Genomic DNA, 12965 nt, shown 5'->3' with positions numbered 1-12965 from the left:
AAGCGAGATGAACTCAGTATATTATCTGCTGGCCATCTTCGCCGGGCTAGGCATTACCCTGCAGACCACGTTGAACGGTCAGTTGGCTAAAGGCATCGGAGGAGACTCTGTGGCTGCGGCTTTGTTTTCTTTTACTGCCGGCGCGGTGTGCCTGGGTCTCTTTTCACTCATGCGAGGCGGGATAGTCACCTCGCTAGTCGCTATTCCTGCCCAGCCTTGGTGGAGCCTGATAGGCGGCGTGCTAGGGGCCAGTGCACTGCTTAGTTACGTGGTGCTTGCACCCAAAATTGGTCTGTCAGCCCTACTCGGGCTGGCTATCGCAGGGCAAATTACTTCATCGCTTTTTATCGATCATTTTGGATTAATGGGTGCCGATGAACGGCCTGTTTCCCTCATCAAGCTGTGCGGGTCGATAGTGATGCTAGTAGGACTGGCCATCGCCCTGTTCGGTGACAGATTATCAGCGCTTTTCCCCAACTGATTGCTGCGAACGGCCTAATCTGATTTTTTACGCTGCATTCCACTGGCTTTAGCCAGTATGCCAGTTCGGAAATTACGTTTTGGTCTTGTTGCCCACTGCCAGCTATTTGTTTCTTGGTGCATATTAGCCTCTCTAATTAGATGGCCAAATTCACTATGCCACTCCATATCCAGCATAAAATAGCCCCCTAAGAAGGAGGCTATTATCTAGATTATATATCTTTAGGGCTATACGACCGGCTGGAAAGGGCTTTTTTCACCAGATGCTAAAGCAGCTAGAAAGCCATAAGGCCCAGCGTCTAAACAAATCGCCCCAAACCTACAGCGGCACGCAAACGGTCCATGGTCTGCGTGGCTTCTTCGCGGGCGCGCTCGGCGCCTTTTTGCAGCACTGCCTCAATATGCGCAGGGTCTGCCATTAGCTCGTTATAGCGCTCACGTGGGGCGCTCAACTGAGCGTTCAAGTAATCAAACACCTGATTTTTTGCATCGCCCCAGCCAATACCTGCCGCGTACTGATCACGCAGGCTAGCGGACTCTGCTGACGTGGCGAACGCTGAGTAAATTTGGAATAGCGTGCAGCTATCGGGGTCTTTTGGCTCACCCGGCTCTAGCGAATTGGTCTTAATCTTACGCACCAGCTTTTGCAGCTTTTTCTCAGCGACAAACAGCGGAATCGTATTATCGTAGCTTTTGGACATTTTACGGCCATCTAAGCCATTCAGCAGCGGCACCTTATCATCGACGACGGCGTCAGGCAGGGCAAAGTGCTGGCCTTTATAAAGGTGATTAAAGCGCCCCGCGATATCACGCGCCATTTCGATATGCTGAATTTGGTCACGCCCGACCGGCACCTTGTTGGCGTTGAACATTAGAATATCCGCGGCCATCAGCACGGGATAACCAAACAGCCCCATAGTGATGCCTTTATCAGCATCTTGATTTTCCGCTTCTTCATTTTCTGCTACCGCTGCTTTATAAGCATGGGCACGGTTCATCAGGCCCTTGGCGCATACGCAGGAAAGCATCCACATCAGCTCGGGGATTTCGTGAATGTCCGACTGACGATAGAAAATGGCATTGTCAGTATCTAACCCCAGCGCCAGCCAGGTCGCGGCAATCTCCAACCGTGACTCCTGAACACGCTTCGGGTCTGGGCACTTGATCAACGCATGGTAATCAGCCAGAAAGTAAAACGATTGAACGTTGGGGTCTTGGCTTGCCTCAATGGCAGGCTTGATCGCCCCAATGTAGTTGCCTAAATGGGGCGTGCCGGTGGTAGTAATACCGGTAAGAACGCGGGTTTTAGCAGACTGACTCATGATTTCTGGCTCGTCGTTGAACGTACATGGCAATATGATACGTGCATCGACATCGCGATGCGACAACTGCGGTTAGTCTCTAAATTCAGGCATTTACTCAAGAAATAAAAAGTAAGGATGGCTCACCACCACCGGCCCTTCTTGATTTGCATATAGCGCGCCAAACGCAACGAGGCTCTTTCTATCATCAACGATTAACGGCAAATAGAAACACACGGCCGTTTCGGTTGCGCATTGGTCATTAACCTGCCCGAGATGAACAATATCATCCCACGTCATTTCTTCAATCGCGCTGCGTGAGTACGTTTTCGCCCCCCAATCTAGCGCATCCATATCTTGTGTGAACGCTGCCTCTAGCGCTTTCGAGTAAGCGGACTCAGCGTTCATCGTGGCCTGCACCACTGCCCGGTAGTTACCCGCTAAGCGCTCGTCAATCAATGCGCCCTGCATGCCCGACATACCTAACATCAGCGCAGCGGAGAATAGCGCCATAACAATCACCAACGCCGCGCCCCGCTGCTGTCTCATGAGCGAGCCTCCAAAAAGGCCGCCACCCTGTCACGCTCACTCACCGTCAGCGTAAACTGGTCGCACGTTGCATTAGTGCTTTCCCGACAGTCACCGACAAGTAGCGTTACGCTCGTCGACACACCATCAGCATTGGCTTCGTAAAGCGCCGGGCACTCGGCCGCGCTGTCGACCTGGGCGAGATCAACCAAGGGCTGATGTTGTCGTTCATCTTGAAGCACACAGTAGTGGCGGGTACCGCCATCGGTGCGACGCTCATCGGGCGCTATGGTGTAATTCGCTATATTGCCTTTGCGCGCCGCTTGCGTAAGGGTATTCACCGCAAAGACTAACGCCTCTTGCTTGCGGCTAACGGCATCCACGGCTCTAAACGTTTGGAAAGTGGTTAGAAACAGTTGGCCAGCGCCCAAAATAATGACCGTGCCAATCGCCATGGCCACCATTACTTCAACAAGCGTAAAGCCTCTTTGCCCGCTCGTCATCGTCCGCCTCCCGCTAGATCAGGCAGGCCAAGCGTATAGGTCAGCGTATGGTTCAGCGCGTTTGATTCGGCGCCACCTTCGCGACTCGCCAACGCAATCACAATGGTAAATTCACACCCAGAGCGCCGTATGCCAGTTGCTGATTCATCAGCGACGCGCAGCGGGTTCAATCCATTACCACCAAACCAATGAGCCTTCCAGTCTGTTTCGACATCAATACTGGCACAGCCATCGACATCGTCGCTTGCTAGCTGGGCCCAGAGCCGTTCCTGTGCGTCCACCGCGGCCAGATTAGCGATCGAATGTTGATAGCCGGTCGTGGCGCTGTGTAGCGCCTTTAGCTGCATGGCCGCCACGCCGATTAAGCCAACGGACAGAATCACCAGCGCAATCAATGCTTCGATTAAGCTAAAGCCCCGCTGCTGGCTCGGCTCACCAACACGCATTAGGCAACCTTTCACCACGTGCATTTAAGCGCAGATCTTCAGCGCAGCCGTCTTCTTTAAACGAGCTGGCGGTTAGCATATAGCCGCTATCGTGGGGTGTTAACGCGATGGCATAGTGCTGATCGGGAGACAGCTCACCAATGGCACAGTCATGATAGGAATAGGTACGCGAGTAGCAGCGCTCAAGCTCAGAGGCTGCCTGCATTAGGCCAGCGTGAGCATCCGTGCGCACTGATTGCTGCACGTAGCGGGTATAGCTGGGATAGGCAATGGACGCAATCACGCCAATGATAGCGACCACCATCATTAGCTCAATCAAGGTAAAACCCAGCTGGCCGCTCAACGGAAAACGGCCAGTGGAGGAATGAGGAGCATAGGACATGCGACTTTTCTCCTGGGTCAATCCGCTCATACGGCTTAGCGAGCGGATATAGCACGTAGAGATTAGTACCTAACGATAGCTCTTAAAAAACAGCGCTTAGTAAATAGTGCTTAAAAACAGCACTGAAAAAGCGTATTAAAGTTAGCATGTCACAGATTGCTACACGATGCCTAGCCGCTCACAATGACCTTTTCACGTAGCTCTTTAGGCATAGAGAAAGTAATGGTCTCTTCGCGCCCCTGCAGCTCTTCCGGCACCGCAGCACCGAGGCTTTGCAGCTTAGCAATAACGCCTTTGACCAATACTTCAGGGGCACTAGCACCGGCGGTAACGCCAACATGGGCTACATTTTCAAGCCACTGAGGATCAATTTGATCAGCATTGTCGATCAGATAGGCCGGGGTGCCCATGCGCTCTGAGAGCTCACGCAAGCGGTTTGAGTTCGAGCTATTCGGGCTACCCACCACCAGCAGTAAATCACTCTGGGCGGCTAGCTCACGCACGGCGTCCTGACGGTTTTGAGTGGCGTAACAGATATCGTCATTACGCGGCCCCTGGATCGCTGGAAACTTGCCGCGTAGCGCAGCAATGACCTTGGCAGTGTCATCCATCGAAAGCGTCGTTTGAGTCACGAAAGCCAGCTGCGAAGGATCGTGCACGTCAAGCTTAGCCACGTCTTCCTCATCTTCTACCAAGTAGATATGCCCACCCAGGGAGGTGTCGTAACGCCCCATGGTGCCTTCAACTTCAGGGTGGCCCTCGTGGCCGATGAGCACACACTCTTGACCGCGTTTAGCGTAGCGCAGCACTTCCAGGTGTACTTTGGTGACCAGCGGGCAGGTGGCATCAAAGACCTTCAAGCCACGCCGTTCGGCGTCTGCTTGAACCGCGCGAGACACGCCGTGGGCAGAGAAAATCACGATGACGTCGTCCGGCACTTCATCCAGCTCTTCTACAAACACAGCCCCACGGGCGCGCAGCGTTTCAACCACAAACCGGTTATGCACGACTTCGTGACGCACATAGATAGGCGGGCCAAAGACATCCAGTGCGCGATTAACGATATCGATTGCGCGATCCACGCCGGCGCAAAAGCCACGTGGATTGGCCAATTTGATCTGTATGGGCTGTGCTGGCGTCGGTTGCATAGGTTGCATCGATTGCATAGTAGCGCCTTGATGCGTAAGCGCATCGCTTAGTGAATAAGAACGTCGCTAGTGCTAGTAGGCCTAGTGATGGTAAGCCTAGTGCGTGGTGGCGGGCTTAACGTCCAGCACTTCCACTTCAAACGTGAGCGTACGGCCCGCTAGCGGATGATTAAAATCGACCTCAATGCGCTCGCCGTCGATAGTTTTGACCACACCAGGCAATTCCGTTCCCGCTTTATCCGCAAACGACATCACCATGCCTATTTCTGGCGCTTCATCACCAAAGTCGGCACGCTTCAGCGTCTGGATATTCTGCGAGTTATGCTGGCCAAACGCATGTTCGGGGGTAATTTGAAAACTCCCGTTCTGCCCGGCGCCTAAGCCTTTAATCGGGTGCTCAAAGCCTGGCGGCAGGTTTCCATCGCCAAACTCAAAGGTTGCCGGCGCTTTGTCTTTGGTCGAATCCACCAGCGTGCCATCTTCTAGCTTCAAGGTGAAGTGTAGCGTCACTTCCATGCCATCATCGATACGGTAGTCGCTCATTACAGCTCTCAATAGTCGATTAATGAGAAGCAGCGTGCGCTTTCTTGCGCCGCCGCTCACCCATGATAGATTCCCAGATTAGTGCAACTGCGCCCAGGGTGATGCCAATATCCGCCACGTTAAAGGCCGGGTAGTACCATCCCGCCACATGAAAGGAGAGAAAATCAACCACATAGCCATGCACGAGGCGATCGTACAGATTGCCTAAAGCACCACCAATAATCAGCGGTAGCGCAATCACCAGCAGCTTTTCATCGTTTTTGACTCTTGATAGCCATATCGTTAGGGCGACGCTGGCGCCAACCGCAATAATGGCGAAAAACCAGCGCTGCCAGCCCGGATGCGTGGCTAAGAAGCTGAACGCCGCCCCAGGGTTATGCAGCAAAGTGAGATTGAAAAAGGGCAGCACCTCCACCGGCTGTGCGTAGCCAAGCTGGCTGCTGGCCACGTACTTGGTGAGCAAATCGAGCACGATCACCGCCGCAGCGATCCACAGCCAGCTCAAGGGCCGCTTCATGGGCGGCCGCTCACTGGCATTGGTAGCATTGGGCGTATTGGCAGCATTAGGCATAGTAACGAATCTCGCCTTTGCCTTCGGGAAGGTTGCTAATGCAGCGACCGCACAAACCAGGGTGATCGGCATGGGTGCCGACATCCGGACGGTGGTGCCAGCAGCGCTCGCACTTGGTGTTTTCGCTAGTGCTAACCGCGACTTTCAAGCTATCAAGCTCGGTTGCTTCCGCTGAATCACTCGCGTCTGCTAAAGGCTTGAGCGTGACATCGCTGGTCAGCATCACAAAGCGCAGCTCATCGCCCAGCTTGGCCAGCGTCGCCTGCAGCTCATCGCTGACATACAGCGTGACCTCGGCGGCAAGGCTGCCCTTAATCACTTTGGCATTACGAGCATCTTCCAGGCACTTATTCACCGAGTGCTTAACTTCCAATACCTGCTCCCAGAAGGCGCGACCCAGGTCAGCGCTTTCGTCTAGAGTGGCAAGGCCGGTGTAATACGTTTCAAGCAGCACGCTATCGCCGCGTTTACCGGGGATGTTCTCGTGGATCTCTTCAGCAGTGAACGAGAGAATCGGTGCAATCCAACGGCTCAGTGCTTCCACGACATGATACAGCGCGGTTTGTGCACTACGACGTGCCAGCGAATCTGTTTGCGTGGTGTACTGGCGATCTTTAATAACGTCGAGATAGAAGCCGCCTAGCTCACGCGCGCAGAAGCCGTGCACCTGCTGGTAAACATCTAAAAAGCGATATTCTTCATAGGCTTTTTCAATGCGCACCTGCAGCTGGGCGGCGCGATCGACCACCCACTGGTCTAGCGCCAGCATGTCGCCAAAGGCCACCTGATTACGCTCAGGATCAAACCCGTTGAGGTTTGAAAGCAGAAAGCGGGCGGTGTTACGAATGCGACGGTAGACGTCTGACGTGCGCTTCAAAATTTCGTCCGATACGGCCATTTCACCGGAATAATCGGTAGAAGCGACCCACAGGCGCAGAATATCGCCGCCCAGCTTGTCCATCACTTCTTGAGGCGCGACCACGTTGCCCAATGACTTGGACTGCTTACGGCCCTGAGAATCCACGGTGAAACCATGGGTCAGCAGCTGACGATATGGCGGATGGCCGTCAATCGCCGAGCCGGTGAGCAGCGAAGAATGGAACCAGCCGCGGTGTTGATCAGAGCCTTCCAGATACAGATCGGCGCGCGGGCCGCTCTCATGGCCGTGCGGGTGCGAGCCGCGCAGCACGTGGCGATGGGTGGTACCGGAGTCGAACCACACATCGAGTGTGTCGGTGACTTTATCGTACTCAGCGGCCTCAGCACCCAGCAATTCAGCGGGCTCAAGACGGAACCACGCGTTGATTCCTTCTTGCTCAACGCGCTTGGCCGCCTCTTCCATCAGTTCAACGGTACGCGGATGCAGCTCGCCCGTTTGCTTGTGAAGGAAAAACGGAATAGGCACGCCCCAGTTACGCTGGCGGGAGATACACCAGTCTGGGCGGTTAGCAATCATGCTGTGCAAGCGCGCTTGCCCCCAGGCGGGGGTAAACGACGTGGCGGCAATGCCTTCCAACGCGCTCTCGCGCAGGGTTTTGCCGTCTTTACCTTGAATATCCATGCCCACAAACCACTGCGCCGTGGCGCGGTAGATCACCGGCGTTTTATGGCGCCAGCAGTGCATATAGCTATGTTTGATCGGCGTATGCGCCATCAGCGCATCAACATCGCGCAGCTTCTCGATGATATTTGGGTTGGCTTTCCAAATCATCTGGCCGCCGAAGAACGGCAGGTCGTCAGCGTACACGCCGTTACCCTGCACCGGGTTCAGCATGTCGTCGAACTCCATGCCATGCTCGCGGCAGGTGACAAAGTCATCCATACCGTAAGACGGCGCAGAGTGGACAATACCGGTGCTGCCGACCTCTGACTCGACGTAATCCGCTAGATAAATCGGCGACAGGCGGTCATAGAACGGATGGCGGAAATTGATCAGATCAAGCTTGGCGCCTTGCGTGGTGGCAATCACCTCACCTTCCAGGCCAAAGCGCTCTAGGCAGCTTGCCACTAGCTCTTCTGCTAGCAGCAGCAAACGCTCGCCGGTATCAACCAATGCATAGGTGAACTCAGGGTGAACGTTCAGCGCCTGGTTAGCGGGAATAGTCCACGGCGTGGTGGTCCAGATGACCACAGCAGTAGGCTTGGGAAGCTCGCTTAGACCAAAGGCCGCGGCAAGCTTGTCGGTATCTTCCACCGGAAAAGCCACATCAATGGCATCCGATTTCTTATCCGCATACTCCACTTCTGCTTCCGCCAGCGCCGAGCCACAGTCAAAGCACCAGTTAACCGGCTTCAGGCCTTTAAACACATAGCCCGCTTCCACCATATCGGCTAGCGCACGGATCTCGCCGGCTTCATTGGCGTAATCCATGGTGCGATAAGGGTGATCCCAATCGCCGATAATGCCCAGGCGCACAAAGTCAGCCAGCTGCGTTTCAACTTGGGCACCCGCGTACTCACGGCAGAGTTCACGGGCTCGGCTCGGTTCAAGATGCTTTCCGTGGGTCGTTTCTACCTTGTGCTCAATGGGCAGGCCGTGGCAATCCCAACCCGGCACATAGGGGGCATCGAAACCGGCTAAGTTTTTCGACTTAACGATAATGTCTTTAAGAATCTTATTAACGGCGTGACCAATATGGATACTGCCATTGGCGTAAGGAGGGCCATCGTGAAGCACAAACAGCGGCGCGCCTGCACGTGCTTCCCGCAGGCGCTGGTAAATATTCATATCCTGCCACTGGGAAACTCGCCCCGGCTCCTGCTTAGGCAGCATGCCGCGCATAGGAAAGTCAGTTTCAGGCAAATTCAGCGTGTGCTTATAATCCATGGTCTGGTCAGCCGTTGGTAGCATCGGCGTCATCCGCCGAAGAAGAATCAGAAGAAATTGTCTTGGAAGCAGTTGTCTTAGAAACAGTTGTATTAGAAACAGTCGTCATGGAAACGGCAGCCTCACGCTCAAGCGGAGCCGAGGCCAGCGGAAGAGAGCTGTCTTGTTCAGAGCTGCCTTGATCACCCGGGGGCGCCGCGAAGTACTGGCGAGCGCGGGCCTGGTCGCGTTCAATTTGCGCTTTTAATGCCTCAAGGCCGTCAAACTTCACCTCGCCGCGCAGGCGCGTACAGGGAAAAACGGTCATGTGCTGGCCGTAAAGGTCACCGCTAAAATCCAACAGGTGTACCTCTAGCGTCGGCCGTTTTGACCCCACCGTGGGCCGAAACCCTACGTTGGCGACTGCCGGGTAGCGCCGGCCATTTTCAAGCTCAACGATGACTGCAAACACACCGCGTAGCGTTAACGGCTGGGGTAGAAGCGGCAGGTTCGCGGTCGGCACGCCAATCGTGCGGCCTAACTGCTGGTCGCGCACCACGCGGCCATCTAACGAATAGGGCCGACCAAGCAAGCGCGCAGCGGCGGAAAAATTGCCGCTGGCCAACAAGGTTCTTACCCGCGTACTGGAAACGCGCTCGTCGTCCACGGTGAAAGTGCGGGTGTGCTCCACGCCAAAGCCCTGGGTGAGGCCAACTTCTGCCAGCAGTGCGAAATCACCAAGACGATCACAGCCAAAGCGGAAGTCATCACCGACCACAAGATGCTTAACACCCAGCCCATCAATCAGCACCTGATCGATAAACTCACGCCCGGTCAGGCTGCGCAGCACCTCGTTAAACGGCAGAACCAACACCTGCTCGGCGCCGAAATCACGCAGCAAGCGGACCTTTTCACGCAGCCGCGTTAAACGTGGCGGCGCTTGATCACCGGCAAAAAACTCACGCGGCTGGGGTTCAAACACCACCACGGTAAGCGGCACATTCCAGCGCGCCGCATGCTCGCGGCACTGCTGCAGAATGGCTTGATGGCCGCGATGCACCCCATCGAAGTTTCCGATCGTTGCAACGCAGCCACGATGAGCCGCTTTTAAGTTGTGCAGACCTCGAATGACGCGCATGGCACCTCAGCCGTTAGAGGACATAAAGCCTCTGATTATAACGAACACGCCGTGTAACAAATACACCCGCTAGCGCGCAGTCTCACGATTGCATTTTAAGATGGCGAAAACGCAGGCCAAATGCTGCCAGCCACGCAGCGTAAAGCGAGCCACCCAACATTACTAACCCGCTCACCCAGGCTATCCGCTGCCAAAGGCTAAAGGTCAGCCACGCCTGCCAGTCAGGAGCAACAAAATAGAGCGCCCCGCTCATTAGCGCACTGCCGCCCACTAGCTGCACAGCGTAGCGTTTCCAGCCGGGCTGAAAGACCAACACACCCTGTTTATGCAGCAAATAGCCCAGCAAGCCAGCATTTAGGAACGCAGAAAGTGCCGTCGCTAGCGCCAGCCCGGCATGAGCCAGCGGCCAAATCAGCACCAGATTCAGGGCCATATTAGCGACCATGGCAATAATACCTACCTTCACCGGGGTGCGCGTATCTTGGCGGGCGAAAAACCCCGGCGCCAGCACTTTAATCAGCATAAACGCGACTAGGCCGAAGGCGTACGCCCGCAGGCTCATGGCCGCCATTTGAATGTCATTGTCGGTCATCGCGCCATAATGAAATAGCGTAATCAGCAGCGGCTCCGCCAACACCGCCAACGCCAGCGCGGCCGGCAAGCCTAACAACAATACAATGCGAATAGCCCAATCGAGCATCGCTGCAAAGTGCTCTTTAGACTGGTCGGCATGGCGTTTCGACAGCGCGGGCAAGATCACCGTACCAATCGCCACCCCGAAAACGCCCAGCGGTAGTTCAACGAGGCGATCTGAATAATAAAGCCACGACACGCTGCCTGCGGCCAGCAATGAGGCCAACACGGTATCCAGCAATAAATTAATTTGCGATACCGACACCCCAAACAGCGCCGGGCCCATCAGCTTTAGAATCCGCCGCACACCTTCGTGGGCAAAATTGGGCCACGGCGTCGGCATCAGCCCTAAGCGCAGTAAAAACGGTACTTGAAAAGCCAACTGCGCAACCCCGGCGATCAGCACGCCCCAGGCCAGCGCCATGGCCGGCTCTTCCATCATCGGCATTAAGAACAGCGCTGCGCCGATTAGCGAAAGATTAAGCAGCACCGGCGTAATAGCGGGCACCGCAAAGCGATTCCAGGTATTCATGACGCTGCCGGAAAACGCAGTGAGCGAAATCAGCAGTAAATAGGGGAACGTTAGCCGCAGCATATCTGCGGTGAGCGCCAGCTTTTCAGGATCACGCCCAAAGCCAGGGGCAAACACCCAAATGAGCCACGGCGCGCAGAGCATCGCCACGGCGGTAATCAGCGCCAATATCGCGGTTAAGCTGCCCGCAGTGGCGTTCAGCAGTTCACGAATTTCGTCCCGATTACGCTGAGTGGAATACTCTGAAAGCACCGGCACAAAGGCCTGGTTGAAGGCCCCTTCTGCAAACAGCCTGCGTAGGAAATTAGGGATTTTAAACGCGACGAAAAATGCATCAGCGCCGCCGCCTGACCCTAAAAGGGTAGCGACCACCACATCACGCGCAAGCCCCATCACCCTCGACAGCATGGTCATCGCACTCACCACGAGGCCAGAGCGCATTAGCCCACGGCGGGCTGACGAGGCATCGGGGGAAGTATTGGGTGTTTTTGTCGCCGTCATAAGCTATCCAGAAAACCCGCCCAAAAAACGTATTTAGCAATCGTAACTAGAGAAACCATTCAGACACAAAAAAACCGGCCGCAGCCGGTTTTTTATGGCGCCTGCCGGCTTACGCCGCCAGTGCTTTAATACGCTTGTTCAAACGGCTCTTCAGGCGAGCTGCTTTCTTCTTAGACAGCACGTCTTTGTCTGCAATACGGTCAACGACCGGCTGCATGGCCTTGAACTCTTCCATTGCCTTAGCGTGGTCGCCGGTGCTGATCGCTTTCACTACACGCTTGATGTAGGTGCGGACCATGCTGCGCTGGCTGGATTTCAGGACGCGACGGTTCTCGGCCTGGCGGGCGCGCTTGCGTGCTTGCTTGCTGTTCGCCACAGGGTATCTCCTTGGAGAATAAAGGTTGCCGATAAGCGGCAACGAAATTAAATATGTATTCGTCGGCTGCGCTATCACAGCGCGACGTTTCACCCTACAAAACTAATCCTGAAAAAATAATCCTGCAAAAATCATAAAAGACAGTTGTTTAGCACTATCTTTTCAAAATTCTTGCCTAACAGGATGGCGTAGTCTATCACGCGCTACGCGTGCTTGCTAGCGGTTGTCAATACGTCAGCGAAGGTAAAGTAGAGCATTCCACACCAAACAGAGCCACACAGCACTAGGCAGAACTTCCCCACACTACAAAATCAGGATTCAACACTTGCGCCGAATCCGCGTAGCACAAGGGCTTTCCTTCCAATGTCACCACGCGCCCGCCTGCCTGTTCAACAATCGCCTGGGCGGCGGCCGTATCCCACAGGCTGGTTGGCCCAAAACGCGGGTAAACATCGGCGCGACCTTCCGCGATCAAGCATGACTTCAGCGAGCTACCCATGGGCTGAACGCTGTGCTTCCCAAGCGCCGCTAACCAGTTCGACATCCGCGGATCAGGGTGCGAGCGGCTTCCCAGCACGCGCCATGGCTGCCCTACTTGCGGCGCGGGGGCGGTATTAATCGCCACATATTGCCCGTCTTCAACAATTTTAAATGCGCCTAGGCCGCTGGCGGCCACATAAGTGCGCGATAAAGCCGGCGCCACCACCACGCCCAACACCGGCTGCCCGCGCTCAATTAGCGCTATATTGACGGTGAACTCATCGTTGCGCTTAATAAATTCTTTAGTGCCATCCAGCGGGTCCACCAGCCAATAAAACCCCTCGGCGTTAGCGCCTTCAAAGCGCTGAGTGTCTTCTTCTGAAAGTACCGGCACGTCAGGCGTCAACGCCTGTAAGCCTCGCACGATAATCACATGCGCGGCTTTATCCGCCTCGGTTAGCGGGCTATGGTCAGCCTTAAGCTCAACGGCAAACTCACGGCGATACACCTGCATAATCGCCGCGCCCGCCTCAACAGCCAGCTGCTCAACGCTTTTAAGTAACACTTTGGTCAGTGTCGGCATTTCATTCTCAGACA

14 protein-coding genes are annotated in these 12965 nt (G+C 55.1%); 1 reads left to right on the top strand and 13 read right to left on the bottom strand.

The annotated features are described in order from the left end of the window. Positions 1-7 precede the first annotated feature (7 nt). Positions 8-481 (top strand): DMT family transporter, encoded by a 474-nt coding sequence (locus tag CIK78_RS05275; protein WP_096277916.1) that lies wholly within the window; start codon positions 8-10, stop codon positions 479-481. Positions 482-779: 298 nt separating this feature from the next. On the opposite strand, the gene CIK78_RS05270 is transcribed toward CIK78_RS05275, so the two are convergent. From CIK78_RS05270 to cysQ, 13 genes are all read right to left on the bottom strand, one after another. Then, positions 780-1802: a tryptophan--tRNA ligase gene (locus tag CIK78_RS05270; protein WP_096277914.1), complete on the bottom strand. Its 1023-nt coding sequence runs from the start codon at positions 1800-1802 to the stop codon at positions 780-782. Between the two features lie 93 nt (positions 1803-1895). Next, complete coding sequence (locus tag CIK78_RS05265) at positions 1896-2330, bottom strand: hypothetical protein (RefSeq protein WP_096277912.1); 435 nt, start codon at positions 2328-2330, stop codon at positions 1896-1898. After that, positions 2327-2812, bottom strand: a complete 486-nt coding sequence (locus CIK78_RS05260) for a prepilin-type N-terminal cleavage/methylation domain-containing protein (RefSeq protein ID WP_096277910.1) — start codon at positions 2810-2812, stop codon at positions 2327-2329. The genes CIK78_RS05265 and CIK78_RS05260 overlap by 4 nt, the downstream gene beginning before the upstream one ends. Then, complete coding sequence (gene pilV, locus CIK78_RS05255; RefSeq protein WP_096277908.1) at positions 2809-3258, bottom strand: type IV pilus modification protein PilV; 450 nt, start codon at positions 3256-3258, stop codon at positions 2809-2811. The genes CIK78_RS05260 and pilV overlap by 4 nt, the downstream gene beginning before the upstream one ends. Next, positions 3245-3640, bottom strand: coding sequence for a type IV pilin protein (locus CIK78_RS05250; RefSeq protein ID WP_096277906.1), 396 nt, complete (start codon positions 3638-3640; stop codon positions 3245-3247). The genes pilV and CIK78_RS05250 overlap by 14 nt, the downstream gene beginning before the upstream one ends. Before the next feature lie 170 nt (positions 3641-3810). Then, positions 3811-4806, bottom strand: a complete 996-nt coding sequence (gene ispH / locus CIK78_RS05245; protein WP_096277904.1) for a 4-hydroxy-3-methylbut-2-enyl diphosphate reductase — start codon at positions 4804-4806, stop codon at positions 3811-3813. A 78-nt stretch (positions 4807-4884) separates the two neighbouring features. Continuing rightward, on the bottom strand, positions 4885-5331 hold the full coding sequence (gene fkpB, locus CIK78_RS05240; protein ID WP_096277902.1) for an FKBP-type peptidyl-prolyl cis-trans isomerase: 447 nt from the start codon (positions 5329-5331) through the stop codon (positions 4885-4887). A 19-nt stretch (positions 5332-5350) separates the two neighbouring features. Beyond that, positions 5351-5902: a signal peptidase II gene (lspA, locus tag CIK78_RS05235; protein WP_096277899.1), complete on the bottom strand. Its 552-nt coding sequence runs from the start codon at positions 5900-5902 to the stop codon at positions 5351-5353. Beyond that, positions 5895-8753: an isoleucine--tRNA ligase gene (ileS, locus tag CIK78_RS05230; protein WP_096277897.1), complete on the bottom strand. Its 2859-nt coding sequence runs from the start codon at positions 8751-8753 to the stop codon at positions 5895-5897. The genes lspA and ileS overlap by 8 nt, the downstream gene beginning before the upstream one ends. Then, positions 8737-9846, bottom strand: coding sequence for a bifunctional riboflavin kinase/FAD synthetase (ribF, locus tag CIK78_RS05225; protein ID WP_096277895.1), 1110 nt, complete (start codon positions 9844-9846; stop codon positions 8737-8739). The genes ileS and ribF overlap by 17 nt, the downstream gene beginning before the upstream one ends. 82 nt (positions 9847-9928) lie before the next feature. Beyond that, positions 9929-11512, bottom strand: coding sequence for a murein biosynthesis integral membrane protein MurJ (gene murJ, locus CIK78_RS05220; RefSeq protein WP_176483364.1), 1584 nt, complete (start codon positions 11510-11512; stop codon positions 9929-9931). A gap of 109 nt (positions 11513-11621) precedes the next feature. Then, positions 11622-11888, bottom strand: a complete 267-nt coding sequence (gene rpsT, locus CIK78_RS05215; RefSeq protein WP_008959243.1) for a 30S ribosomal protein S20 — start codon at positions 11886-11888, stop codon at positions 11622-11624. Positions 11889-12171: 283 nt separating this feature from the next. Then, positions 12172-12951: a 3'(2'),5'-bisphosphate nucleotidase CysQ gene (gene cysQ / locus CIK78_RS05210; protein ID WP_096277893.1), complete on the bottom strand. Its 780-nt coding sequence runs from the start codon at positions 12949-12951 to the stop codon at positions 12172-12174. Between the last annotated feature and the right edge of the window lie 14 nt (positions 12952-12965).

Origin of the sequence: Halomonas sp. JB37, assembly GCF_002332255.1 — a bacterium.
Classification (GTDB): Bacteria; Pseudomonadota; Gammaproteobacteria; order Pseudomonadales; family Halomonadaceae; genus Vreelandella; species Vreelandella casei.
The sequence above is the reverse complement of the archived record's forward strand: the minus strand, read 5'-3'. Positions and strand labels throughout refer to the sequence as shown.